23 protein-coding genes and 1 pseudogene are annotated in these 25,476 nt (G+C 34.9%); 12 read left to right on the plus strand and 12 right to left on the minus strand.

Features of this window, described 5'->3' with window-relative positions:
* The first annotated feature begins 136 nt into the window (after positions 1-136).
* From AB3H93_RS06170 to AB3H93_RS06180, 3 genes and pseudogenes are all read left to right on the plus strand, one after another.
* A pseudogene (locus tag AB3H93_RS06170) lies at positions 137-494 on the plus strand (SdpI family protein).
* The gene (locus AB3H93_RS06175; RefSeq protein WP_010718417.1) at positions 469-1,185 is read left to right on the plus strand and encodes a response regulator transcription factor; all 717 of its coding nucleotides are present in this window, start codon (positions 469-471) and stop codon (positions 1,183-1,185) included. Before AB3H93_RS06170 ends, AB3H93_RS06175 begins: the two are co-directional and overlap by 26 nt.
* Complete coding sequence (locus tag AB3H93_RS06180; RefSeq protein ID WP_368020305.1) at positions 1,185-2,627, plus strand: ATP-binding protein; 1,443 nt, start codon at positions 1,185-1,187, stop codon at positions 2,625-2,627. The genes AB3H93_RS06175 and AB3H93_RS06180 overlap by 1 nt, the downstream gene beginning before the upstream one ends.
* 216 nt (positions 2,628-2,843) lie before the next feature.
* Here the strand turns inward: AB3H93_RS06180 and AB3H93_RS06185 are convergent, their stop codons facing one another.
* The 3 genes from AB3H93_RS06185 to AB3H93_RS06195 form a co-directional block, all read right to left on the minus strand.
* Positions 2,844-3,350, minus strand: a complete 507-nt coding sequence (locus tag AB3H93_RS06185) for a hypothetical protein (RefSeq protein ID WP_010718415.1) — start codon at positions 3,348-3,350, stop codon at positions 2,844-2,846.
* A complete protein-coding gene (locus AB3H93_RS06190; RefSeq protein ID WP_010737848.1) occupies positions 3,337-4,065 on the minus strand; it encodes a hypothetical protein in 729 nt (242 codons plus the stop codon). Before AB3H93_RS06190 ends, AB3H93_RS06185 begins: the two co-directional genes overlap by 14 nt.
* A gap of 328 nt (positions 4,066-4,393) precedes the next feature.
* Complete coding sequence (locus AB3H93_RS06195) at positions 4,394-6,535, minus strand: LTA synthase family protein (protein ID WP_010718413.1); 2,142 nt, start codon at positions 6,533-6,535, stop codon at positions 4,394-4,396.
* A gap of 229 nt (positions 6,536-6,764) precedes the next feature.
* On the opposite strand from AB3H93_RS06195, the gene AB3H93_RS06200 reads away from it, so the two are divergent.
* The 3 genes from AB3H93_RS06200 to ybaK are packed head-to-tail and all read left to right on the plus strand — an operon-like array spanning position 6,765 to position 9,212.
* Complete coding sequence (locus AB3H93_RS06200; protein ID WP_368020306.1) at positions 6,765-7,937, plus strand: class I SAM-dependent rRNA methyltransferase; 1,173 nt, start codon at positions 6,765-6,767, stop codon at positions 7,935-7,937.
* 13 nt (positions 7,938-7,950) lie between these two features.
* Positions 7,951-8,700, plus strand: coding sequence for a type I 3-dehydroquinate dehydratase (gene aroD, locus AB3H93_RS06205; protein ID WP_096708923.1), 750 nt, complete (start codon positions 7,951-7,953; stop codon positions 8,698-8,700).
* Positions 8,701-8,726: 26 nt separating this feature from the next.
* Positions 8,727-9,212 (plus strand): Cys-tRNA(Pro) deacylase, encoded by a 486-nt coding sequence (gene ybaK, locus AB3H93_RS06210; RefSeq protein ID WP_025480513.1) that lies wholly within the window; start codon positions 8,727-8,729, stop codon positions 9,210-9,212.
* 98 nt (positions 9,213-9,310) lie between these two features.
* Here the strand turns inward: ybaK and AB3H93_RS06215 are convergent, their stop codons facing one another.
* The gene (locus AB3H93_RS06215) at positions 9,311-10,564 is read right to left on the minus strand and encodes an NAD(P)/FAD-dependent oxidoreductase (protein ID WP_010737843.1); all 1,254 of its coding nucleotides are present in this window, start codon (positions 10,562-10,564) and stop codon (positions 9,311-9,313) included.
* Positions 10,565-10,677: 113 nt separating this feature from the next.
* On the opposite strand from AB3H93_RS06215, the gene gdhA reads away from it, so the two are divergent.
* From gdhA to AB3H93_RS06230, 3 genes are all read left to right on the plus strand, one after another.
* Positions 10,678-12,027, plus strand: a complete 1,350-nt coding sequence (gdhA, locus tag AB3H93_RS06220) for an NADP-specific glutamate dehydrogenase (protein WP_010718408.1) — start codon at positions 10,678-10,680, stop codon at positions 12,025-12,027.
* Between the two features lie 113 nt (positions 12,028-12,140).
* Complete coding sequence (locus tag AB3H93_RS06225; protein ID WP_010718407.1) at positions 12,141-13,487, plus strand: glucose-6-phosphate isomerase; 1,347 nt, start codon at positions 12,141-12,143, stop codon at positions 13,485-13,487.
* 672 nt (positions 13,488-14,159) lie between these two features.
* A complete protein-coding gene (locus tag AB3H93_RS06230; protein WP_010718761.1) occupies positions 14,160-14,573 on the plus strand; it encodes a DUF4231 domain-containing protein in 414 nt (137 codons plus the stop codon).
* A gap of 213 nt (positions 14,574-14,786) precedes the next feature.
* Here AB3H93_RS06230 and AB3H93_RS06235 read toward each other — a convergent pair whose 3' ends face one another.
* From AB3H93_RS06235 to AB3H93_RS06245, 3 genes are all read right to left on the minus strand, one after another.
* Positions 14,787-15,059: a hypothetical protein gene (locus AB3H93_RS06235; RefSeq protein WP_010737819.1), complete on the minus strand. Its 273-nt coding sequence runs from the start codon at positions 15,057-15,059 to the stop codon at positions 14,787-14,789.
* A 652-nt stretch (positions 15,060-15,711) separates the two neighbouring features.
* On the minus strand, positions 15,712-15,996 hold the full coding sequence (locus AB3H93_RS06240; RefSeq protein ID WP_368020307.1) for a hypothetical protein: 285 nt from the start codon (positions 15,994-15,996) through the stop codon (positions 15,712-15,714).
* 321 nt (positions 15,997-16,317) lie between these two features.
* The gene (locus tag AB3H93_RS06245) at positions 16,318-16,563 is read right to left on the minus strand and encodes a hypothetical protein (protein ID WP_368020308.1); all 246 of its coding nucleotides are present in this window, start codon (positions 16,561-16,563) and stop codon (positions 16,318-16,320) included.
* Positions 16,564-17,028: 465 nt separating this feature from the next.
* On the opposite strand from AB3H93_RS06245, the gene AB3H93_RS06250 reads away from it, so the two are divergent.
* Positions 17,029-18,813: a glucosyltransferase gene (locus tag AB3H93_RS06250; protein WP_368020309.1), complete on the plus strand. Its 1,785-nt coding sequence runs from the start codon at positions 17,029-17,031 to the stop codon at positions 18,811-18,813.
* A 91-nt stretch (positions 18,814-18,904) separates the two neighbouring features.
* Here AB3H93_RS06250 and AB3H93_RS06255 read toward each other — a convergent pair whose 3' ends face one another.
* Complete coding sequence (locus tag AB3H93_RS06255; RefSeq protein WP_010718765.1) at positions 18,905-19,054, minus strand: hypothetical protein; 150 nt, start codon at positions 19,052-19,054, stop codon at positions 18,905-18,907.
* Positions 19,055-19,509: 455 nt separating this feature from the next.
* Between AB3H93_RS06255 and AB3H93_RS06260 the strand changes: the two genes are divergently transcribed.
* Positions 19,510-19,728, plus strand: coding sequence for a hypothetical protein (locus AB3H93_RS06260; RefSeq protein WP_010737815.1), 219 nt, complete (start codon positions 19,510-19,512; stop codon positions 19,726-19,728).
* A gap of 224 nt (positions 19,729-19,952) precedes the next feature.
* Here the strand turns inward: AB3H93_RS06260 and AB3H93_RS06265 are convergent, their stop codons facing one another.
* The 4 genes from AB3H93_RS06265 to AB3H93_RS06280 form a co-directional block, all read right to left on the minus strand.
* Positions 19,953-21,755, minus strand: coding sequence for a glycerophosphoryl diester phosphodiesterase membrane domain-containing protein (locus AB3H93_RS06265; protein ID WP_368020310.1), 1,803 nt, complete (start codon positions 21,753-21,755; stop codon positions 19,953-19,955).
* Between the two features lie 92 nt (positions 21,756-21,847).
* Positions 21,848-22,444, minus strand: a complete 597-nt coding sequence (locus tag AB3H93_RS06270) for a TVP38/TMEM64 family protein (protein ID WP_010737813.1) — start codon at positions 22,442-22,444, stop codon at positions 21,848-21,850.
* 413 nt (positions 22,445-22,857) lie between these two features.
* A complete protein-coding gene (locus AB3H93_RS06275) occupies positions 22,858-23,193 on the minus strand; it encodes a hypothetical protein (RefSeq protein ID WP_025480148.1) in 336 nt (111 codons plus the stop codon).
* Positions 23,162-24,490: a DUF1576 domain-containing protein gene (locus AB3H93_RS06280; RefSeq protein ID WP_368020311.1), complete on the minus strand. Its 1,329-nt coding sequence runs from the start codon at positions 24,488-24,490 to the stop codon at positions 23,162-23,164. Before AB3H93_RS06280 ends, AB3H93_RS06275 begins: the two co-directional genes overlap by 32 nt.
* Before the next feature lie 254 nt (positions 24,491-24,744).
* Between AB3H93_RS06280 and AB3H93_RS06285 the strand changes: the two genes are divergently transcribed.
* On the plus strand, positions 24,745-25,311 hold the full coding sequence (locus AB3H93_RS06285) for a TetR/AcrR family transcriptional regulator (protein ID WP_010737811.1): 567 nt from the start codon (positions 24,745-24,747) through the stop codon (positions 25,309-25,311).
* Positions 25,312-25,476: the final 165 nt, after the last annotated feature.

Here is a 25,476-nt window from a genome sequence, read left to right on the forward strand (position 1 = left end):
AACCCCTTTTTTATTCGATTACCCCTATCTTAACAAAGAATGAACAAAAGACAAACCTTTCGTGAAGAATTACCGAATATATTGGTTCAAGTTAATTTTTAGAGTATACTAGAAAGAGAGATTTAGGAGGGATCATATGATTTTTTTGGTTGTCGGAGTATTTTTGACTATCCTAGGTTGCTTGTTTCTTTTTATCCCTTCTAAAGGGAATCTGCCTTTTTATGGTTACCACTCACCGCGAGCCACAAAATCCGATGTTCACTGGCGGTTAGCACAAAAAACAAGTGGAAAATATTTTTTTATTTTCGGTTTATTGATGGCCTTGATCGGCTATTTACTAAAATTAACTGGACAGACAAACTATTTTATAATCGAGATGTTGGTTTTAGTTTTTCCAATTATGCCGATTTTTATCTTAACTGAAAAAAAATTACAAGAACTCGATGATAGTATTGGAGGAAATAAAAAATGAATATTTTAATGATAGAAGATAATCAATCCGTATCTGAAATGATGCAGATGTTTTTTTTGAATGAAGGATGGGAAGCAACTTTTAAATATGACGGAAAAGAAGGTCTAGATGCTTTTTTAGAAAGACCGAATTACTGGGACATGATCACTTTAGACCTGAACTTGCCAACGATGGATGGTATGCTTGTTGGAAGAGAAATTCGGAAAGTCTCTAGTACAGTTCCGATCATTATGTTAACAGCTCGTGATTCTGAAAGTGACCAGGTTATTGGATTAGAGATGGGCGCAGATGACTATGTGACCAAACCTTTTAGCCCACTAACTTTGATTGCCCGAATGAAAGCTTTACACCGTCGTAGTGAATTGGTAGAGGTAAAAGAAGAAACAAACAACTCGGACGATCACTTCGATATCGAAACAGATCACTTTAAGATGAATACAAAAACACGTGAAGCTTATTTAAATAAAGCACCAATCGAAGGTTTGACACCGAAAGAGTTTGATCTATTATTTACACTAGCTAAAAAACCACGCCAAGTATTTTCTCGGGAACAATTACTGGAATTAGTGTGGGATTATCAATACTTTGGTGATGAACGAACGGTTGATGCGCATATCAAAAAGCTTCGACAAAAAATCGAAAAGGTTGGACCACAAGTCATTCAAACGGTTTGGGGCGTAGGTTATAAATTTGATGATTCTGGTGTGGCCTAATGCGCTATCTTTACCAGCAGTTATTAGCCTTTTGCGGAATGATCGCGATGATCATTTTGATCGTAGGTGTTTCTTTTACGCAACTGACTAAGCAAACCATTGAAGAAAATAATTACCAACAACTTTTTGGCTATGCAGAATCTGTCGAGAAGACAACACAGACATACACAGACACGTTTCCTCAATTAAGCCAAGATCAAGCGTTTCAAAATGCATTATTATTAACGGAACAAGTCTTATCAGAACAAAATGTCAATTTTATTTTTATCGATAAGAACGAACGGGTCATTTATCCTACTGATAATGTGGTATTGAACTTTACGATTAAAGCGGAACAATGGGATAATCTGCGTCATGGAAGACAAGTAAAATTTACTTCCAACAAAAATATACTAGGACAAAATCAAGCGACGTCTTATGCCTTAGTACCTTTTAATTTAAATCATGAATTTTATGGTGGCTTGGTTGTTAGTCAACCGGCTAAAAATATCGATAATAGTGTTCGGTCGGTCACATTGAATCTGTTTAAAGGTTTTATTTTTTCAAGTATTGTTGCTATACTAGCGAGTTATGCGTTTGCTGCTTTTCAGGTTAAAAGGATCAATCGTTTACGTAATGCAACGAAAGAAGTCACGAATGGAAATTTTGATGTCCAATTGCCAGTTCATGATAAAGATGAATTTGATGAATTAGCGGATGACTTCAACAAAATGACGAATTCTTTAAAAGAATCACAGGCTGAAATCGAAGAGCAAGAAAACCGCCGAAGACAATTTATGGCAGATGCTTCTCATGAAATGCGTACGCCGCTAACCACAATCAACGGGTTACTTGAAGGTCTAAAATATAATGCAATTCCTGAAGACCAAAGAGAAAATGCGATCAACTTGATGAAAAATGAAACAGAACGACTGATACGCTTAGTTAACGAAAATCTAGACTATGAAAAAATCAGAACCAATCAAATCAGTATGGTTATTAAAAGATTCAATGGTACAGAAACATTGAAAAATATTGTGGCACAGCTTGAAACTAAAGCAGAAGCTGCAGGGAATGTTTTAGTTTTACAAGCAGAAGACAATGTGGAAGTGTATGCAGACTATGACCGATTTGTGCAAATCATGGTGAATATCATCCAAAATGCGATTCAATTTACAGAAAATGGAACGATCACGATCTCTTTAGAAAAAGGTTATCTAGAAACGATTATCCGAATTAAGGATACAGGTATCGGAATGACTGAACAACAAATGAAGAGTATTTGGGACCGTTATTATAAAGTTGATCCCTCAAGAAAGAATACAAAATACGGGGAATCAGGTCTAGGACTTCCAATCGTTCAACAGTTAGTTCGGCTTCATAAAGGAAAGCTGGAAGTAGAAAGCGAATTGGGGACAGGAACAACATTTACAGTTAAATTACCAGATGTAGAAATAAAATAAACAAAGAGACTGATCCAAAACTTGGTTCAGTCTCTTTTAGTATCTCTAAAAACGAATAAACGGCGTTCAAGAAACAACTCCTCAACAATTAAGAGAGGAGCTAAATAGTGTTCAAAGAGCTGATCTTCGGCAATAAGGATGAAACTCTCAAAACATAGGAAGCTGTGAGTTTCATCCTTATTACATAGGTCGAGTTGCTCTTTCCACGACCTCTTTTTATCGTTCATCATAGATTTGGTCGACATACTGACTATGAGCAATGGTTTCATCATGAGTCAGTAATAGAATGGCGATTTTTTTGTTTTTGACTAGATAATCAAATAGATCAAGAATTTCTTGTGCTTCAATTACTTTAAGTTCGTCCAGCACTTCTTCAATGATGAGTTTGTCTTTTTTAGCAAGTAACGCATGCAACAATTGAAGTTTGATTTTATCAAAAAGAGAGAGTTGATCAGGTTCTCTGTTAAGAAGTGCTGGATCAATCTTGAGCATTTCTTGAAAAGATAAACGTTCTTTTTTATTTTCAGATAAATTCAGTAGTACTTGATCTTTGGTTTTTAAATAAGGGAAGAGAGGCCAATCTTTTTGGACGATAAGTAATTGTTTGGGACTCGATACAATCGCTTGCTCTTTTAGCGCTGTTAATAGTTCTTCTTGTTTTGCTTTTGGGCAAAGAATAACAGCTAATTCTCCTAAAGACATTATTGGCTTACATGTATTCATGAAAGATCACCTTACCTTTTTTTAAACGTTGATAGAAAATCGTAAATTGTAAGAGACTAATGCATAGACTGATGGAGATAAGAAGGCCAACCGTTTGTAGGAAACTCTTAAACGTATCGAAGAAAAAAGCATCGTTTACAAAATCAATTTTAAAAAAAGTTTGTTGATCCATCGGTATGGCTAATGGTCGAGTAGTCGATATAAGTGAATGGGTGTCAGGTAATTCAAATAATCTTAGACTCCAAAAATTAAGATGTTGTAACAGTGCTTGATAAATGTTTTGAAAAAGCACAATTCCAATAAATAAGAGTGTGCAACAGATCAGTAATGGTAAGATCATTTGCCAGATAATCAAAAGAAAAATTCTAGTTTTCGATAAACCAGCTAAACGCCAGTTGATCAATTCACGTTGGTCTTGTTTTAATGTTCGCTGAAAGAAAAAGATAAATGCGCCAACAAACAAGAACAGTAACAACAAGATCAGCTCGACATAAAATTGTTTCACTGATAGAAAAGACGGAAAGTGTACTTTTAAGGACGTCGTGTCCAAGAAACTAAGACGATCTTCAATTTGTGCATAAAGTGTTGATTGTAAATGATATAAGTTACACACAAGCATCAATAAAAAAGCAGTGACACTTGTAAACAAGCAACTAAAGAGTGTCTGTTTTTTATAATAACGCATTCTTGCAACTGAATAGCGGAGTATTCTCATCACTTTCACCTCATTTTAAATTATAGAAAATGAATATGAATAAAGTATGAAATTCATATAGTAAAATCAGGAAATCCCTATTTTTTAATAAACGAAAATGACGATAAATCAACTGTTCCGCTATATTTTGTGAATAAAATCCAATGTTCATGGATGGTTCTAATACTCGAGTTTAAGCTTTATTTTCTAGAAAAACGCCAGAGTAACTCAAATTAAAGTGCATGAAAAAAGCTAAGAATTAACGAAAAACAAGAATTGGTTTTCGTCAATCTTAGCTTTTATAATCATTACTTCTATGGGCACGTAATCCTTTTGAAAGAAAGGCTAGCTATTTATCAGATTCAGAAGAAGGAACTGAATCACTCGTCTGTGTCCCATTTATTTGTTGGTAAGTTTTGGTTTCATATAGATCTTTTGTTGATTGGTTATTGTTTTGACTAAAGACACTTGTTGATTTGTCACCTAGTTCTTTTTCTTTTTCAAGCAACTGTTTCATGCCGTTTTTGTAATCAAATTGACTTGCTTCAATTGGGTCTAACCCAGTATCTGTAGAAAAGCGGAGTAAGTCACCATTGTTGATTTGATCTGAAACAGCTAACTGTTTATTCGCTTTTTCTTTCAATGCATCAATTTCATTTTGAACTTCTTGAGTCGGTTCTGTAATGGCTTGTCCGGTTTTGTTATCGTAAATCGTTCCGCCATAATAAGTGTATTTAGGAGTAATAAAATCACCATCACGGAAAGTAACAAGTTGATCATGTTGCTTAGAAAAGAGATCTTGTCCTAGCTGATTGTAATTTTTGGTATCTACTCCTAACAGATGGAGTAGAGTAGGTAATGCATCCACTTGTCCGCCATAGGTATGATTGATTCCACCATTTGTTTGTCCAGGAAGATGGATCATGTAGGGAACTCGTTGCATTTGTGCATTGTCAAAGTTGGTCCATGTATCACTGGTTTTACCCACTAGTTCCGCTAACGATTTATTTCTAGAGTTAGAAATTCCGTAGTGATCACCATAAAGGACGATGACAGAATTATCATAAAGACCACTAGCTTTCAAATAGTTGAAAAATTCTTCAACTGCTGTATCGAGATAATTCGCTGTTGCAAAGTATCCGTTGATCGTTTCATCATTTGTCGTAGCTAGCGGGAAGCCTGCTTCTTCGTTTGTGAACTTAGAATAAGGATAATGATTAGATACCGCAATAAATTTAGAATAAAAAGGTTGTTGTAAATGTTCTAAATATTGTACTGATTGTTGGAAGAATGGCTTATCATGCAATCCATATTGGAATGAATTGTCGTCATTGACATCATAATAAGAAGCATCAAAGAAATAGTTGTAACCTAATTTTTTATAGGTCTCATTACGATTCCAGAATGTACCAGCGTTACCATGGAAGGCGGCACTCGTATAACCTTGTGTCTGACTCAAAATATCAGGAGCAGCTTGGAAGGTATTCTTTCCACCTAATTGAGTGAATAACGATCCTTGATTTAAACCAAATAGTGAATTTTCAAATAAGGTTTCAGCATCACTGGTTTTACCTGCTTTAACTTGATGGAAGAAATTGTCAAAGCTAAATGTACTGTTACTATGATATAAACTATTCAGAAATGGCGTTACTTCATGTTCTACACCATTGGCATCTTTTAGTTTATAGTCGATCAAGAATTGTTGGAAACTTTCTAAATGGATATAAATCACATTTTTTCCTTTAGCAATACCAAATGTTTCATCATTTGGTTCAGCATAGTGATCTTTGATATAACTTTCTACTTCTTTCAGATCATTAGGACTTGCTTCTGCTCGTACTTGGTTCGTTTGGTAAGTCTGGATACCATCATAGACGGTAAACGCATTGATACCTAAATATTTGACTAAATAATCTCTAGAAAAAGTACGAGTCAATAATTCTGGGCGATCGGCTTCTGCTAAAAATAAATTTCCAGAAAAAATCATGACTGACAAAGTCGAGATCGCAAAAGCCATTCGTGCACGAATCGGTTGTGGATCCATTTTGATTTTTTTGGTTATCAATAATGCAGCGACAATGATAAAGTCGATCCAATAAAGGACGTCATATGGTCTAAATAAGCGAATAGCACTTTCTCCAAGCCCGCTAGCTACTTTTCCTGCCCCCAAGATGGTATTGATCGTAATAAAATCCGTAAACTCACGATAATAAGTTACGTTGGAGAACACCAGTAAAGTCAATAGGAAATAAATGACCATCATTGTAATATAAGACGCTTTCGTCCGTCTCACATATAACGCAATCCCCATTAACAACAACGTGGTAGCGATCGGATTGATAAACAGTATAAAGTATTGTATGCCACTTTCGATGCCTAAATTGAAATCAAACAAATAGGCAAAAATTGTTTTTAGCCAAAGTAAAACAGCTAATAAAGAAAAAAATCCGAGCCTTTTATTCAAAAAGGCGGGTGTTTTTATTCGTCTCAATGTAATCTCCCTTTCCCCACTCTTCTCATTTACAGAGTGTTATGAAGTTATGATTGCTCAAACTACATATTCCATCCTATTTTACTAGTACGCAAATCCAGTGTCAATCGAAACCAAACGCTTACACCGGTGATTAAGGATTTCTTATTCTTTTGTGAACGCTAGCACTAAGACAGCCTGCTTAATATTTGGTATACTGATTAATGATAAAGGTAAAGTAGGTGAGTCAATGAAAGTACAAATTAAGAAAAAAGCAGGAAATCGTATCAAGAACGGTTATCCATTGATTCAAAAGGAAGATTTGGTCCAGTCGTACAATGAAACCACGCAGTGGATCGAATTGGTTGATCAACAAGATAATTTCTTAGCTAAGGGCTATTTAGGTAAACAAAACAAAGGAATCGGTTGGGTTTTGAGTCAACAAAATGAAACGTTTGACCAGGCATTTTTTGAGAAAAAGTTTTCTGAAGCTAAAGCAAAAAGACAAGCTTTTTTCATAGATGAACAAACAACAGCATTTCGTTTATTTAACGGAGAAGGGGATGGCATCGGTGGTCTGATCATTGATTATTATGAACATTATGCAGTATTTTCTTGGTATAATGAAACTCTTTATACTTACCGCCATTTGCTCTTCTCAGCGTTTCAACAAGTTTATCCTGAGATAAAGGGTGCTTACGAAAAAATCCGTTTTGAAACAAATGAATTTCCTGAAAGTCAGTATGTTTATGGAGAAACAGCTCCTGAACCTTTAATCATCAAAGAAAATGGCGTCTCTTACGCCACTTATTTGAATGAAGGGCTGATGACAGGCATCTTTTTAGATCAAAAAGAAGTCAGAGGAGCTTTGATCGATGGACTTGGTCTAGGAAAGACTGTTTTGAATATGTTTAGCTATACTGGGGCTTTTTCAGTTGCGGCAGCAATGGGTGGTGCTTTGGAGACCACGAGTGTTGACTTAGCAAAGCGAAGTTTGAAAAAAACACAGGAACAATTTGAAATCAACGGTTTGGATCTTCAGACACAAAAAATCATTGTGATGGATGTTTTTGCCTATTTTAAATATGCTAAAAGAAAGCAACTGACTTATGATCTCATTGTGCTTGACCCTCCAAGTTTTGCGAGAAACAAAAAGAAAGTGTTCCGAGTAGCCAAAGATTATGGCGAATTGGTTAAAGATAGCTTGGCTATTTTATCGGACGAGGGAACGCTTATCGCTTCAACGAACGCAGCTAACGTGAGTACCGATCAGTTCAAAAAAATGATCGAAAATGAACTAATGCTAGCCAATGTTGAATATGAAGAAATCACTCGTTTTCGATTACCACAAGATTTCCAAACCATTGAAGCCTTTCCAGAAGGGGATTATTTAAAAGTATTTATCTATCAAATTAGGAAATAAGGGGGGAGGACAGATGGTGCAAGTGAAAGGACTAAACTTAGGAAAAGGACATCCTAAAATTTGTGCGCCAATGATCGGAGACACTCGTGAAGAACTTTTGCGAGAAGCGATTTTAGCCAAAGAAGCTGGTGCTGATTTAGTGGAGTGGCGAATTGATTATTATGAAGATGTCTTTCAATATGAAAAAGTCACAGAAACGTTGGTACTGATCCATGAGATGCTCGACGGGTTACCGGTGCTTTTCACTTTTAGAACAATAGCAGAAGGTGGCAAACGAGATATAACGATCCGAGCATATCACGAGTTGTACCTACAGATGATCCGCTCTGGTTTAGTCGATATGGTTGATTTAGAATTAGACAAAATTGAAAGCCTTGAAAAAGAGTTGTTAGCAGAAATCAAACAGCGCAACATCCCGATGATTATCAGCAGTCATAATTTTAAAGAGACCCCAGCTGATCCAGTCTTATTGTATCAATTGAATATGATGGAACATCTTGGTGCAGATATCGGTAAAATAGCGGTAATGCCCCATAACGAACGAGATGTTTTACGTTTGATGGAGCTAACGAGACGGGCAGGAGCGTTTGTGTCCATGCCTCTGATTACAATGTCAATGGGACAGCTCGGAATGATTTCGCGCTTATCGGGAAATTTGACTGGTTCGGTCATGACCTTTGGTGCGTTAACCTCTGAAAAAGCATCAGCACCTGGACAAATCACTGTAAAGGAACTAAAATCAATAATCCAATTATTAAATTGAAACAATCTAATTTGAAGGTGAAAATGTTGGCAAAGAAAAAACAAGTGAAAACAAATGCGATCCGCTTAGTAGAACAAAAGAAAATCAAGTATACTGAACATGAGTATGCTTGGGATGAAGCACATTTAAGTGCATCTTCTGTCGCTGAGCAACTTTCTGAAAGTGAACACCGCATTTATAAAACACTCGTAGCGGTTGGAAACAAAACAGGAACGATCGTAGCGGTCATTCCTGGTAATCGAGAGTTAGATCTAAAAAAATTAGCAAGAGTATCTGGAAACAAAAAAGTAGAAATGTTACATCTGAAAGACTTAGAAGCTACCACTGGTTATATTCGTGGTGGTTGCTCGCCAATTGGGATGAAGAAATTATTTCCTACTTATTTAGAACAAACAGCACAATCACAAGAAACGATCATTGTATCAGCAGGAAAAAGAGGACACCAAATGGAGCTAGCACCTCAAGCCATTTGTGATTTAACTAAAGGGACTTTTGCTGATCTTGTACTGTGATGCAGTCGGAAATTCATCAGTTTATCAACAAAAAAAGAAAAAACAGTAACGAAAAGAGTAAGACATCTTCTACTCCCTTCGTTACTGTTTTCATTTAATCAGCTAAGAAAAGCGGCATTCATTCCTGCTACATGTCCAGTTGCAAAAGCCGCAGTAATATTGAAACCACCAGTATACCCATTAACATCTAACAGTTCACCAGCAAAAAATAATCCATTGACCAATTTACTTTCTAATGTTTTCGGATTGATCTCTTTTAGTGAAACGCCACCACCAGTCACAAAAGACTTTTCTATGGCAAAAGTTTTGGTTATTTTGAAAGAAAAATTTTTGCAAAGCTCCGCAAATTGTTGGATCTCTTTTTCTGTCGTTTGACTACCAGTTTGTTCCGTTAATCCACTTTTTTCAAGGAAAAAGAGAAGCAAGCGTTCAGGTAAAAAGCCATGCCAAGCATTACTCAATGTTTTCTTCGATTGTTGGCTTTTAGCAGTCAATTCGTTGATCAATTCTTGAAGCGAACGATTCGGAAAACAGTCTAAGACGACCGTGACAGGTTCTCCAGTCGTTTGCAACTCTTGATTGATGAAACTTGAACATCTCAATGCCGCAGGTCCAGAAATCCCAAAATGCGTGAAAAGCAAGTCCATAACATGTTCGGTGATGACTTTACCTTTCTTATTTAATACGCTTAAAGAAATATCTTGTAAAGATAATCCTTGCAAGGTTTTATCCTTGATAAAAGTTTCTTCAGAAACCAGTGGAGATTCTGTTGCATACAAAGGTGTGACAGTGTGACCGACTTTTTTAACGATTTTATAGCCATCACCTGTAGAACCAGTCGACGGATAGGTTCGCCCCCCAGTAGTTAATACGACACAAGAGGATTGAAATTCTTCAAATTCCGTTCGTACACCATAGATTTTTCCGTCGCTATGCACTAATTTTTCGACTCGGGTGCCAAAGAGCATCGTAACATTTAATTCATTTAAACGATGGATCAAGGCTTCGATAATCGTTTTTGACTTATTCGTCACAGGGAACATCCGACCATGATCTTCTTCTTTTAGATGAACACCTTGAGATTCGAAAAATTCCATGATATCAAAATTATTCCATTGGGAAAATGTACTGTATAAAAATTTGCCATTTCCAGGAATATGAGCAATCAAATCATCAACTGGACGGTTATTCGTGACATTACATCTTCCGCCACCTGTCATTAATAATTTTTTTCCAGCTTTTTTATTTTTTTCAATTAAAAGAACCTTTGCGCCATATTCAGCCGCACTAATTGCAGCCATCATACCACTAGTTCCAGCACCGACTACAATCACATCATAGGTTGTTTCCATTTCCTCACCTCAGAGAAAGTGTAGCATATTTATGAAAAGAAAGCAGGAAATGTTTTGAGCATCTAATAAAAATAGGCTAAAATAAAAGAAGATTATAAAAGGAGTGTGAAACAATGACAAACGCAACAGAATACGTCCAACGAATTCAAAATAATATTCATCAAAAAGACACAGGACAAGTCGAATTTTTACAAGCCATTGATGAATTTATGCCTTCAGCTACTCAATTTTTAGAAAAACATCCTGAATACATCAAACGCAATATTTTAGGATTGTTGTCAGAACCAGAAAGAATCATTCAATTTCGCGTGCCGTGGCAAGATGACGAAGGAAACTGGCAAGTCAATCGTGGATACCGCATTCAGTACAATTCAGCAATCGGCCCTTATAAAGGCGGGTTGAGATTCCATCCGAGTGTGAATTTAAGTATTCTTAAATTCCTAGCTTTTGAACAAATTTTCAAAAATAGTCTAACTGGTCTACCAATCGGTGGAGGAAAAGGCGGAAGTGACTTTGATCCAAAAGGAAAATCAGACGATGAAATCATGCGTTTTTGTCAAAGTTTCATGCTGGAGCTATCCAAGCATATCGGTCCATCCATCGATGTACCTGCTGGAGATATCGGAGTCGGTGCCAGAGAAATCGGTTATTTGTTTGGAGAATATAAACGATTAAAACAATATGATGCCGGTGTCCTTACTGGAAAACCATTAGATTTTTGGGGAAGTAAGATTCGTACGGAAGCAACTGGTTACGGATTGGTTTATTATGTCAAACATCTTTTACAAGCAGAAAAAGACTCTTTTGAAGGAAAAACAGTTCTGGTATCTGGTAGCGGAAACGTTGCCATCTATGCCATTGAAAAAGTTCAAGAATTAGGTGGGAAAGTCATCACATGTTCTGATTCCAGTGGGTTTATCTATGATCCAGAAGGAATCGACCTGGCACTATTAAAAGAAGTCAAAGAAGAAAAAAGGGAACGGTTGACCGCTTATGCAGAAAAACGTGATTCTGCTGTCTATCATGCTGGTCAATCTGTCTGGACTTTGAAAGAAACTGCAGATATCGCGCTTCCTTGCGCTACTCAAAACGAGATAGACGAAACGCTTGCTAACAACTTGGTTGAATGTGGAGTGAAAATCATCGCAGAAGGCGCAAACATGCCATGTACTCTTGAAGCTGTCAATGTTTTTGAAAAAGCCAATGTGTGGTATTGTCCTGGGAAAGCAGCTAATGCCGGCGGTGTCGCTGTCTCAGCATTAGAAATGAGTCAAAATGCTCAACGATTGTCTTGGGAAAGTGAACAAGTGGATCGCCAATTAGATGAAATCATGAAAAATATTTATCAAACGTGTCGCCAAACGGCAGCAGCTTATGGCAATGAAAAAAATCTATTGCTAGGAGCAAATGTTGCAGGTTTTGAAAAAGTAGCGAAAGTGATGTATGCGCAAGGATTAGTTTAGTGTTTGAAATTTTCTTGTAAATATTAGCTTCAATTCATTTATTTGCTTGAAAAATTATAAAAAAAAACGTAAAGTATAAGCTGTATATTGATCTTTTAAAGGAGGAATAAAAAATGGCACATATTCATTTTGATTATTCAAAAGTAGCACCATTTGTTAATGAACATGAGTTAGGTTACATGCAAAGCCAAGTATCAATGGCAGATAAAGTATTACGTGAAGGTACAGGCGCAGGAAGTGATTTCCGTGGTTGGATCGATCTACCTACTAATTACGACAAAGAAGAATTTGCTCGTATCAAAGAAGCAGCGAAAAAAATCCAATCTGATTCTGAAGTTTTAGTAGTTATCGGAATCGGTGGTTCTTACCTAGGCGCTCGTGCAGCAATCGATTTCTTAAACCACACTTTCTTCAATTTATTAGATGGTGAACAACGTAAAGCACCACAAATTTTCTTTGCAGGAAACTCAATCAGCTCAACTTATATCGCTGATTTGATTGAAGTAATCGGAGATCGTGACTTCTCAGTAAACGTGATTTCAAAATCAGGTACTACGACTGAACCAGCTATCGCATTCCGTGTCTTCAAAGAATTACTTGTTAAAAAATATGGTCAAGAAGAAGCGAATAAACGTATTTATGCAACAACTGATAAAGCAAAAGGTGCAGTTAAAGTAGAAGCCGACGCAGAAGGTTGGGAAACATTCGTGATTCCTGATGACATCGGTGGACGTTTCTCTGTCTTAACAGCAGTAGGATTACTACCAATCGCTGTTAGTGGAGCAGATATCGATGCGTTGATGCAAGGAGCTGCAGATGCAAGCAAAGCTTATTCAAGTGATAAACTAGAAGAAAACGAAGCTTATCAATATGCAGCAATGCGTAACATCCTTTACCGTAAAGGGAAAGTAACTGAATTATTGATCAACTATGAACCAGGAATGCAATATTTCTCTGAATGGTGGAAACAATTATACGGTGAATCAGAAGGTAAAGACCAAAAAGGAATCTACCCTTCAAGTGCGAACTTCTCAACTGACTTACATTCACTAGGTCAATATATTCAAGAAGGACGCCGTAACATCTTTGAAACGATCGTTAAAGTTGAAAAACCACGTAAATCAATTACAATTCCAGAACAAGCTGAAGACCTAGATGGTTTAGGATACTTGGAAGGAAAAGAAGTAGATTTCGTCAATACAAAAGCTTTTGAAGGAACTTTATTGGCTCATACAGATGGCGACGTACCAAACTTATTAGTTAAAATTCCAGAAATGGATGCTTACACATTAGGTTATACAATGTACTTCTTTGAAATTGCTGTAGGTATTTCAGGTTACTTAAATGGAATTAACCCATTTGACCAACCTGGTGTTGAAGCATATAAGAAAAACATGTTCGCACTTCTAGGCAAACCAGGCTTTGAAGACCTTGCCAAAGAATTGAACGAACGTCTTTAAGATAAGGAGTTTTAGGTAATTATTAAAAATAATTATCCAAAACAATTTGCCTTTAAAATGAAAAATGATACTCATTGAGGTATTTATAAAAAAGGATGGCTAATTATAGCCATCCTTTTTTGGTTTGTTGGCAGAGAAATATTTTGTCCAGAAAATTTTCGTTGTTGATTATTGATATAGTCATTGGACTTATCGAAGTTCGTTCAATACTTTCATATGACACTTGATCCTATAGTTGAATAATAGAGATATCTTTATGACTTATATCTTCATGCTTCATGCCAACTTTTCGGTTAGGCACTGCTTACACATATCTACCATTATGGACAGTTAGGGGAGAGATGGGCACATTTGTCAATTCTGTGGGCAATAGTATTCACAGTTTTAATTTTTTAAATCAATCAAGCTTACTTTGCTCGGTTGGTCAGAGATTGTGAGCATACATCAAATGTGATTTTTATGTCGTCTGTAATGATTAAATCTTTGTTCAGATCTTTTCAATAGCTTTTATCCGTGCACGAATACTATCATTGACAAATATATCATTATTTTGATAAAATGATAATTGTTATTTAATAGCCATTTTTTTGATTTGTAATTAGCTGAAACATAGGTAAATCCAATTATAATAGTTTTACGACTAAATTTTAATAAAGTGAATGGAGAAATGATATGGATCAAAAAGCGTTTATTGAATCGATTGATTCTACAATTAATAAATTAAAAAAAGATATTCAATCGTATAATAGAATCATTGGCATAGGGAATATTATAAAAATCGTATTATCTGCTGCTATCCCTATTTTAATTCATGAGGCATCTGATCATAAGTCTTTGTTATTAGTCGTTTCGATTGCTTCCGCAATCATAACGATTATTCAAAGTGGAATGTCTGCGTTTAATTATCAAAACAAAGTACAAACCGCAACACAGGTTCTAATGAAAATAGAAAACGAGAAGCTACTTTATGTAACAAAAACATCCCCATATGATAAAACGGATGAAGAAAATTTTCATTTGATTGTTTCGACACTTCAAACGGAGTTGAATGATATCATTTCTGACTTTAATCAAGTAAGCAATTAACCATATCATCCGTTTAAAGATAGAAAGGTACCAAAGAGATAGGAACAACAAGTAATCCTAGAACAGCATTTATGTATAAATAAAAAATAAACCTAATTTTGCTGATTTAAAAAGGTATCCAAACCTACTCGCTGAGACAGATGGATACCTTTTTTCTTTTACAAAAAAGTTCTGATTTTTTTAGACGGGAGTTATATACTTCAAAACCAATTTTTATTTTTTACCAATAAATTCTTTCTTGATTTTTTTAAAATCAATCAGTATTTTCGTGGGACCGAGCACATGATATTCTTTGACGACCAATTGGTTTCTTTGATTATAATAGCCACTGATTACTAATTTCATTCCTTCATCTACTTCAGCAAGAAAGTTTAAACCATGACCAGCGATTAAACAGTTCGTATCATTCAAGCTAAATCTTATCAAGGGACGAGCCCCAATTTGTAGTATTTTTATTTTTGTTACTGTGCCATATTTCTTAATCATTGTGGACTCTCCCTTATGAGCGATTTCGAGGATGCCAATCCGTAAATATTCTTTAATAGCATTATACGAACAAACGTTCTTTTTGTAAAGGAGAAACGCAAAAAAATTTATGGTATTTAAGCTAATATCCGACTATTAATATCAGGGGAATGGCTGTAAAAATTTTCTGTTTTTTGTATGACCATGCTTAAGTAAAGTTAGGAGAGACCGAACACCGGAAATGTTCACAATAAAAATAAATTAGGGAGATAAATCTTACATTGTGCTTTGAAAATGGATAAACGGTGTTCAAGCATCAACTCCTTGAAATAAGCCTAAATTTTTCAAAATATGAGAAACTATTTCAAAAAATTTTTTCTTATTGTCATCGGAGCTCCCCGATGTTTTCACAACCTCTTGCTCTAAACGGTGTTCAAAGAGCTGACCTTCGGCGATAAGTCAAAAAACCTCAAAACATGGAGAGCTGTTTCGAGATTTTCATCCTTAACGCTCAGGTCAAAACGCTCTTTTCACAACCTCTGATTCACGGTGTTCAAGCATCAACTCCTTGAAATAAGCCGGAGAGTCCAAAATAGTAGAGACTATTTTCGGATTCTCCGGCTTAGTTATCAGAGCTATACATTGCTGTCACAGTTCATTTTATTATTTTAGCTTAACCTCGCTTACACAACGTATATCCACGTGCTTGGGCCTCTTGCAGCGAGATAGCTACGACAGAATTTGCGTTGTTAAGTCCCGAACATTTCGGATTTAAATGATATTTTGTACCATGATCTGGAGCAATATAAACCGTTTGTTCGTTGTTTTGTTGCGGTGTTTGTGCTGCTGCAACTTGATTGGCTTGTTCTTGTGCGGCCGCAGCTTGCCGTTGTCGTTCTGCTTCAGCTGCTTCATTGGCTTTGATCGTTGCATCTACTGTAGCTAGTCGAGCAGACAAGTGTTGATTGCCGTTTGGAATAGCCTGGATTAAAGTAGCTGCTGAGTTATAGTTTTCTCTAGTTGGATGAGCTTCAGCTTGTGATAGTGCTGTTGTTGCTTCATTTTCAGCTTGTTTTTGACGTTCTTCCTGTGCTTTACGCTCAGCTTCAATTTTCTGTCTTTCTTCTTCTTGTTTTTTGCGCTCAGCCTCAAGTTTCTGTCTTTCTTCTTCTTGTTTTTTGCGCTCAGCCTCAAGTTTTTGTTTTTCTTCTTCTTGTTTCTTACGCTCAGCTTCAAGTTTTTGTTTTTCTTTTTCTTTACGTTCAGCTTTTTGTTTCAGCTATTCTTCACTAGAAGTACTTGATGTTCTTTTTGTTTCGATCTTTTTTTCAGATTGTGTGCTTGCTTTTGAACTATCGGAATGACTGGTAGGAGAGATAGACGCTCCGAAAATCATAAGAATAAATGCTGTTCCTATAATAATAAAGTTTCGTTTTTTATTCCCTTTTTTGAAAAATGATCGAATCAGTCCTACTAACCCCCAACAAATACCAATTAAACCTACTAACACTAAAAAAGTTCCCATTTTTTTCCTCCAAAAATAAAATATTTTCCTTCCATGTAGGAATGAAAGAAATAAACCTCCTAATAAAAAAATATATCATTCTGTAATACTTGTCTAAAGATATACAAAGTTGTTTTTTATCTAAAAATTAAATTACAAAATAAAAAATGTGAATTTTTAATCACCTATTGATAAAAATAGATATATAAAGGAAATGATTTGCACAACAGCAGATTACGATAGTTACAAAGTGGAAAAGATCAGTCACTAAGTTAGTACAGTATAATTCTTGTTTTTAACGCTTAGAACCTGCTAAAAAAGCAATCAAACAAGTTAATAAGAATCTTTTAAGGTTAATATCAATGAAATGAATTTTTGCTATACTTATTAGAGGCTTATTGAATAAGGAGTTGAGTGAATTGGTTAAAAATAAATTATCAAATATGATTAGTATCAAGAAGAAAGGCGGAGGAAAGGTTAGGGTACATGGATAGAGTAAAGGAAATGCTTCAGTATGTTAGGCAAAAACAACTTTATTTTATTTGTGGTATCGCTCTAATTCTTACACTAATGCGTCTTTATCTCTATTACAAAGCGACTTACAGCATCGATATGACAGCTAGCTATGATGACCAGCTTTTTATTCATTATGCCCGTAATTTAGTGGACGGGCAGTGGTTAGGAGAGTACAATGCTAAAACTTTATCAAAAGGTATTTCTTATAGCTTATTTTTAGCTTTTGCCAATAAAATTCAGCTACCATACTCGCTATTATTAGGTGGGTTTAATATTTTAGCTAGCGTGCTGATTACACTGAGTGTAAAGCCGATCGTTAAAAAGAATAGTATCTTGTTTTTTATCTATGTCTTTTTTTTATTTTCACCAATCGGTTTTACCCATGAATATTCGACACGTATTTATCGAAACGCCATTGTAATTCCATCTGTCGTAATTATCGTTGCTTGTTTATTAGCTATTTATTATCGTAAATATCGTGCAACAAAAACTATTTTACCTTGGTTTTTCTTGTTGTCTCTAATCTTTCCATTTTACTGGTATATTCGCGAAGATTCACTCTGGTTGTTGCCGTTTGTTCTGGCAGCCTTAATCATTAGTTTTGTTCAGATTTTATTAGGAGTGGATTTTAGACCAACGAAAACTGTTGAAAAGTTTCTTTCACAAATTACCTTTGATCGAAGAAAACTGATCAAGCTCAGTTTGTTTTTTCTTCCTATGATCAGCTTTATCGTGACAAACCAAATGATTAAGCATAAAAATGAAGAAGTCTATCATCTTGCAGTAGTCAATGATCGTACGAGCGGAGAGTTTGCTCAATTGATGAAGAACTTGATTCGAATAGATGATGGAACGAACATAAACAAAGAGAACAGTAGGATTTGGGTTTCTCATGAAGCGTTAAATAAAGCATTAGCTGTGTCACCTGCTTTTGCTAAAGAAGCTGCTAGAATCAAAGAATTATATACGACACATGCTTGGACTCAGGCAGGAAAAGTAAAGGAATTAAAGGGAGACATTATTTTTTGGGCACTGCGAGATGTGTTGAATGAGTCTGGCTACTATCAAAATAACGCAAAAGAAACCAATGAATTTTGGAAACAAGTCAATCAAGAGTTAAGGGCTGCTTATCGTAAAGGAGATTTGAAGAAGAAACGTGAAGTCTACTTAATGAGTACAGGAGATGGGAAGATTGCCGAGGATATTCCAGTACTCTTAGATTTTTTTAGGACAGCTTATAGTGACAATTTATTTTACAAAGATTTTCATCAAGGAGGGAATTACAGTTTTGGAACCCATGCGGATGTAGAAGCAGCGCAAAACTTTTTGCGGGTTCCTTTATTGAATAATTGGATTAATAGTGAAGATCCACAACCGCCGATTTTAGTTTTATCAAAAACAGCGAAAATCTCTAATATTATGATTGCGATTTATCAAAAGACAAGTGGTGTTGTTCTATGTTTAGCGATTTTAGGATTTTTATTTTTGATCTTAGGTTCAATCTATGCTAAAAAAGATCGTGGTTTTTATTGTTCTGCACTAGTCATTACTAGTGGTTTGATATTGACCCAGTTTTTATTTTTATTTGGGGTTTCATGGTTTTGTTCCTACTCGCCAGAGCAAAAAGATTATTTTCTAAGTGTGTATACGGGGGCAGGAGTACCAATCATGCAAATTGCGATAGTTCTAATCTTTCTGGGAATCAGCAAAATTTCATGGGGGAAAATAAAGCACAAACTCGAATTGAATAAATAATAAAAGACGTTTGCTAACTGTATTAGTTGCAAACGTCTTTATTCTTTTTTCGATCCCGAGTTGTTTTCGGTCATTAGAAATGATTCACTCCTTATTTGGATTCATTTAATGCACGGACAGCTTGTTCAATCGTGATACCAAATGCTACGTTGTTTTCATTTGTAGCATCAATTGCCATAAATTGATTAGATACAGTATCAAATGCAACTCGGTATTCAATATTTGTTTTAGTAAATGTCATGTAAGTCACCTCTTTTTTTATTAATGTAAATTGTGGTTGGAATTTTCTGTTAAATTTTCCTTCCTGTAATCAGTGTAGCACCCTTATTTTTTTTCGCAATTAATTGCTATGTCAACAAGGGATTCTTAATTTTCTGTGAGTCCAATAAGCAATCCAATCAATAATAGGATAAATACAGTAGCTTGAATAACAATCATGAAATTCCCTCCTCACAGAATAGTTTAGATGCTTTTTCGGAGGTTTACACGAACAAAAGGCTAACAGTTTCAAACAAATCTGTCACTTATAAATTACAATTATATCTTGGTATTAGTTATGTGAGAAAAAGGGGGAACTAGATTGAAATCGTGTAATTCTAAGAAAAAATATAAAAAAATTCAATAAATCGTTTTCAAATCTTCTTTTTTTTGTTATTATAAATTAAAGATTAACAAAATAAAGGAGGGAATTGAGAAATGTTAAAATTAGAAATAGGCAAGTCATACATATGCAAACCGATTGGAGTGAACTATGAAGTGATTGGTTGCGTGGAACGTACATATACTAATACGGCTGTTATTTTTGTAGAAAGCTATGATCAGAGAGATCGATTGGCTGTTTACGATAGTAAGTTTCGTCTACTAGTTAAACTGGACGAAATTTATACAGTAGCAGAATCTGCTTTGGTTTCATAAACACTTTTTTTGAGAAATATCGTAAACTTCTCTATAATTAGAGGAGAGAGAAGGGAGCGAAAAAACATGCAAAAAAGAAAGAGTTCAGGTAAAATGGGCATTATCTTAGCAGTTATTTCTGCTATTCCGGCAATCTTAGCAGTGGTTCGTGCGGTGAAAAGCGCGAGAGAAAGATAAAGTAATTGAAAAAGAACCCCATGGATTTAATCCATGGGGCTCTTTTTTTAACCAACACCTAAAACGAAATTCAATAATTTATCTGAATAGGTGATCTCTTCATCCATTGCTTTGATATTTTCATTTAAGATAGTCATTTGATCAGTAATGATCCCATCAACGCCATAAAACATCATACGACTGATTCCATCTGAGTCGTTAACCGTCCAGACATACACTTTTTTACCATCTTGATGAGCTGAATCAATAAAATTCCGATTGATCGTACTATACTCCATCGTCAAAAAGTCGGCCGGAGTAACTGGTGGTCCAACAATATTGAATGGTAGGATGTAGCCTACATAAAAATTAGGATTGGCATTTTTCAGATCAGATACCGTCTGATACGTAAGACTTTGTAGAATATGCTGATGAGTTAAAATGTTTTCTTCATATTTTTTGACAAAGCGATCAACGATATCTTTAGAATCATTTTTTGAATTTTTGATTTCGATTAAAAGTTTTTGATTTAATTCATTGGCTCTCTTTAAATAAGTATCAAAGGAAACGACAGGTTCTTTCGCACCGTTTTCAGTTACTTTTAACTTTTCTAATTCTTTCAAGGTTAGATCTTGTGGTGCTTTATTTATCCCTGTTAATTTTTTTAAGTTAAAATCATGCATGACAACGAATTGACCATCTTTGGTTTCTTGTACATCCATCTCCACATAATCAGGATGGTAGGTACGACTTGTTTTTTCTAAAGCAGCTAAAGTATTTTGGGCACTGTTACCTCCACTGACACCACGATGAGAAATCGTTACAGGTTTCGTTTGAGAAGCAGAAGTCAAATAATCCATATTGTAGAGACAAACACCTACACCAAAAAATACAGCAAATAAAACTAAGCTTGTATTTTTAAGAACAGAAAAACGTTTGTTAGGAGATTCTAAACGAAACCAGTTAGGAGTCTCAGGAAGAAAACCTTCATCATCCATGAAATCAATAATAATGTAAAAAATTCCGACTGTTGACATAACGATGTTGAATAAAAGGATAGCTTGAAGAATCGTCATTGCAAAAACAGCGCTAATCAATGAATAATTAGGGAAAAATTGTTCTACAATTATTTGTGCGAGGAGCACAATTAAATAGCCGGCAAATGAAATGAGTAAAATACTACCACCAATAATGATGAACTGTCCAAGGATTGCAAAAAAACGTGATTTGGTTAAATACCAACTTTCTTTAATCGCTTGTTTAAATGGTCGATCACGTAAAATCATTTCTGGTAAGGCAAAAATGAGACGGATACCAATGTAAGCTAAAAAGATATAAAACAGAATGAAGCTGCTAACCACGATCCAACGATTAGTAAAAATAAAATCCATGATAAAAGCTGGGATTTTAACTTTAGATAGTAAATCAGAATTAAAACTTAACCCACTAATCGGTAAAATAAGTACGAAATAAGCTAAGAAAAAAAGAAAAGTCAATGGGCGTATTTTTTTTAATTGACGAAACGTTGCTTGAAGTAACTGTTTCAACGAGATAGGTGTTTGTTTCTTAATAAAGTAAACACTCATCAATAAAAAAGTAAACTCAAAATAAACTAGGAGTAAGATAGTTAGTAAGACAGCAGTCAAAGATAATAAGACACCTGGGTGCTGTGAAAGGATTGTAGAGATATTATCACTAGATATATAATCAATGGCTCCTCGATTCAAGATGAATCTGGTCGTACTATTCAATAAGGGTAAACAAATAAATAAAATAAATAAATGCATAATCAAAACATCACGAAAATATGCTTGAGTTCCTTTAAGAAAGTCCCAAGCATTTCCTAAACTTCTTTTTAAATAAATTAACATTCAATCACCTACCATAAATATTATAACGTAAAAATAAAAATAAGTGGACAGATTGCGCAAATACTTAACGCAGTACGCCCACTTATAATAAACTATCCTAGTAATCCACTTAAGAAATGTCCACCATAAATCAAAGCCATGCTGTATAAGAAAATCGAGAGGGGTTTCGCCAATAAAATGATCCAAGTATATTTTTTTACAGAAATATTTGTTAGACCAGCCATTAAACAAAGCGCATCATCAGGGGCCACTGGTAGAAAAATTGCTAAAGCAAATAACTTTTCAAAGCGATTCTGGTTATCGAGCCAACCAACATACTTGTTATACGTCTTGTCACTGACCATAGATAAAATAAATGGTTTACCATACCGCCGACCAAGTAAAAAGATGATGATCGAACCGATACAAATCCCTACATAATTATAAATAAAACCAGCATAAGGTCCAAAAATTAATACACCGGCTGCTGTACTTATCCCTCCAGGAATGATTGGAATAACAACTTGCAGGATTTGGATTAAGATGAAAATGATAGGACCTAAGATAATTGAATCTCCAACTAATCCTCTTAAAGAATTCAAATCTTTAAATACACCCAAATTGATAAAATAAATCGTTAAGCCTATCGAAATTACTAATCCAATGATAGATATAAAATTGATCAATTTCCGTGATGCCGCAATGTTCAACGTCTATCAACTCCTTTGATACGTTTTCTTATATTACTAATGTACTTTATTAGTGACTCTTTGTGCCACTATTTTAAATGACAGTTATCAAACAATTTTGTAAGTTGTAATAAGTATAATTTAAAAACGATTCAAAAACATCCAACTAAAGATGTATTTGAAGTATTATTTTTGTGCCTGTAGTTTTAGGAAAAATATCCTCTATTAAATGAAAAATCGGCGTTCAAGTATTAAATCTTTAAAATAAGCTGAGGAAACTAAAAGAAGAAGTTTTTGCTTTACCTCTTATGCGTTTCTAGCTTACTTACGTGGATAGAATACTCTGAACGCCATAACTATATGAAAGCTAAAGGGAATATCTCAGGGGAGTGAAAATCAGTGTCTCATTTTGTCTTTTCACTAAGCCTGTTGAATCAAAGGATTCGTCTAAATACTTTTATATTTAAGATGGGAAGTTCGTACATGAGTTCCACATCATCAATCAGACTTCCAAGTAATCGGAAATCTGATTGATCCAGAAAAACATTTCCAAGCTCTTGGTAATATAGATCCATAGTAGGATTTCTTGGTTCATTGAGCATTTCCGCTAACTCATGCAAATCAGAAGGAGGAGAATAACAAGTTCCTTGAATTTCAATATATAATCCTTCGGGTGTTGATTCTAGCCCAATCCTTATTTCAGTGATCTCGTGAGAATAAAGATAGGTTAAAAATTCACTAATGATTCTTTTTGATAATTCTTTTTCCAATGCCATCCTTTTCCTTTCTGCCAACAGTCAGGCTGTCTAAGATCGGTACAAGAAAACCTGCAACGAATCCAGTTGAGAATCCACTATTATATAGGCTTAATCCGCCATGTAATGCACTGACGTTATGGACTAAGACAATATGCAAAAATCCAGCCAAAATACCAAAAATACTACCATAAAAACCACTAATAGGAGCAAGTGCAGTACCAAATATCGCTGCTACGATCATTGTTGTTTGAGAGGCATCATGGATAGTAGCCAGATATGAAGCAAGATAAATCCCTATAAGTATGGGGAAACTGTTCTTTAGATGACAACCAAAGGCACTGAATCCAACTGAAGATAGGATTGCACCAATAACCGGACCGTTGAATTCACCACCAATAAGAAGAACATAGATGGAAAGCATTAGCCCTACTAACCCCATGTTTAGTAAGGTGGCACCGATACTTGAGATCGCCATAAAATCAGTAGTTACTTTTCCTGAAGTTTGAAAAATGTCATGTAAACCAGTGAGCTTCCATGAATTAATAAAAAAACCAAATAGCGTAGTTAAACTAAAAAAAAGAAAAATGACTAATGTAAGTTCTTGATGGTAGCCTGTTGAAACGAACGATTGAACTTCAATTGAAAAATCAAATAACCGAAGGATACCAGCCACGACCATGGCGATCAATCCAGAAGTAAAACCAATATTATACAAATTGAATCCACGATGAAAAATAAGGGTATGCGATGCCAAAGGAGGGAGTAAAAAACCAACGAGTATACCAGTCAGATTACCAAATAAAATACCTAAGCCCAATGGTAAGTTCATACCGAAAGTGATATAACTAACTACAGGTGACAAGGCACTAGCAAATAAGCCAACCATAATATACTGTGAAAATGGTTTATGTACAAAACGTGCATAGAGATAGACACCCAAAATAATGGAAAGAGAGTTATACAGATTTTTTCCAAAAAAAGAAAAGCCTGTGACGGTTAATACAGAAGCAAAGATTAGTCCATTTAGATAGACTTTATGATGATAGCAAAGAAGTACGGACAACAAAGTCAGAACACCAACATTGATAAATGCGCTTCCAAAACCACCTATTGCCAAATAATCGGTCATCAGATTACTAGGAGAAGTGAGGATATTGTTGAGTCCCTCAATAGTTTCAACCGGATGTCCAGAAACAAGCCCGATTATTAGAAAAAACAAGCCAGTAAATGTTAAATAAAAATACTTATTTTTTTGAGATGGCTTTTTTTTGATGGGGTGAATATAAATAACGTCGTTTTTATTAACCATTACATACCTTCTTTGTCGTTTTCTTTAACTATAACGTGAAAGAAATCTTTTGGTCAACTAACAGTTACAGAAAAATCAATTTTTGTAAGGGGAAACAGTATTTTTGTTTATTCTTAAATAATATTGTATCATTGTTAAAAATAAATAAGAAAAAAACTTAAAATATAACGTTTTGAGTAAATTATTTGCCAAAAACTGTGTATATCGGTTACAATAAAACAACATATACTGCAGTAAGAAGTGGGGGAGTTTTAATGAGAAGAAAAGTCTATACTAAAGATCAAATTCTAAAAGCTGCTTATGATGTTGTTGCAAAGGAAGGTTTTAAAGGGTTTACTGCGAGAAATATTGCTAAAAAAATGGGTATATCCACACAACCTATTTATTTAGAGTTCAAAAACATGGAGGATCTAAAAAATACTTTATTAGACTCAATTTTTGAACAACTCAAAGAAAATGTTTTTCCAGTTGAACGTACTGGAGATAAAATTATTGACCTAGGATTAAACTATATCTACTTTGCAAAAAAACATCATAGTCTTTACATGGCATTATATATCGACGAACATGGCGATGGACAAAAAATGCATGATTTTTCTTATAACTATTTCCGTGAAATCGTCAAACAAGATCATCGATACAACCAGTTGTCAGATGAATACGTTGATGCATTACACACTGGAACCTGGGTTGCAGTTACCGGAATCGCATCTTTAATGTCTTCAAACATCATGCACCCAACTGAAGAACAAATTATTTCGTTCATCAAGCGAACGATTGATTCTATTCTTTCTTTAGAAAATCCTGAAACAATTAGTTAGATCTACTTATGAAGTGTGATAACACAAGGTTCATTCCAATACTCTTTCTTACTTCACATTGGGCACTATTTAAGAAGGAGCAGAAAATGATTCTTGTGTTTTTTTGTCTTCTCATAAAATAAATATGCCGGTTTTTGATTTCTATCGGGAAATAGGCTTGACTTT

Origin of the sequence: Enterococcus sp. C74 (assembly GCF_040887125.1) — a bacterium.
Classification (GTDB): domain Bacteria; phylum Bacillota; class Bacilli; order Lactobacillales; family Enterococcaceae; genus Enterococcus_B; species Enterococcus_B hirae.

Bases quoted from the DNA above. Each gene is read 5' to 3' on its own strand.
- AB3H93_RS06175 (WP_010718417.1), top strand. From the start codon at position 469: ATGAATATTTTAATGATAGAAGATAATCAATCCGTATCTGAAATGATG.
- AB3H93_RS06180 (WP_368020305.1), top strand. From the start codon at position 1,185: ATGCGCTATCTTTACCAGCAGTTATTAGCCTTTTGCGGAATGATCGCG.
- AB3H93_RS06185 (WP_010718415.1), bottom strand. From the start codon at position 3,350: ATGAATACATGTAAGCCAATAATGTCTTTAGGAGAATTAGCTGTTATT.
- AB3H93_RS06190 (WP_010737848.1), bottom strand. From the start codon at position 4,065: ATGAGAATACTCCGCTATTCAGTTGCAAGAATGCGTTATTATAAAAAA.
- AB3H93_RS06200 (WP_368020306.1), top strand. From the start codon at position 6,765: ATGAAAGTACAAATTAAGAAAAAAGCAGGAAATCGTATCAAGAACGGT.
- aroD (WP_096708923.1), top strand. From the start codon at position 7,951: ATGGTGCAAGTGAAAGGACTAAACTTAGGAAAAGGACATCCTAAAATT.
- AB3H93_RS06215 (WP_010737843.1), bottom strand. From the start codon at position 10,564: ATGGAAACAACCTATGATGTGATTGTAGTCGGTGCTGGAACTAGTGGT.
- gdhA (WP_010718408.1), top strand. From the start codon at position 10,678: ATGACAAACGCAACAGAATACGTCCAACGAATTCAAAATAATATTCAT.
- AB3H93_RS06225 (WP_010718407.1), top strand. From the start codon at position 12,141: ATGGCACATATTCATTTTGATTATTCAAAAGTAGCACCATTTGTTAAT.
- AB3H93_RS06230 (WP_010718761.1), top strand. From the start codon at position 14,160: ATGGATCAAAAAGCGTTTATTGAATCGATTGATTCTACAATTAATAAA.
- AB3H93_RS06235 (WP_010737819.1), bottom strand. From the start codon at position 15,059: ATGATTAAGAAATATGGCACAGTAACAAAAATAAAAATACTACAAATT.
- AB3H93_RS06245 (WP_368020308.1), bottom strand. From the start codon at position 16,563: ATGGGAACTTTTTTAGTGTTAGTAGGTTTAATTGGTATTTGTTGGGGG.
- AB3H93_RS06250 (WP_368020309.1), top strand. From the start codon at position 17,029: ATGGATAGAGTAAAGGAAATGCTTCAGTATGTTAGGCAAAAACAACTT.
- AB3H93_RS06255 (WP_010718765.1), bottom strand. From the start codon at position 19,054: ATGACATTTACTAAAACAAATATTGAATACCGAGTTGCATTTGATACT.
- AB3H93_RS06260 (WP_010737815.1), top strand. From the start codon at position 19,510: ATGTTAAAATTAGAAATAGGCAAGTCATACATATGCAAACCGATTGGA.
- AB3H93_RS06265 (WP_368020310.1), bottom strand. From the start codon at position 21,755: ATGTTAATTTATTTAAAAAGAAGTTTAGGAAATGCTTGGGACTTTCTT.
- AB3H93_RS06280 (WP_368020311.1), bottom strand. From the start codon at position 24,490: ATGGTTAATAAAAACGACGTTATTTATATTCACCCCATCAAAAAAAAG.
- AB3H93_RS06285 (WP_010737811.1), top strand. From the start codon at position 24,745: ATGAGAAGAAAAGTCTATACTAAAGATCAAATTCTAAAAGCTGCTTAT.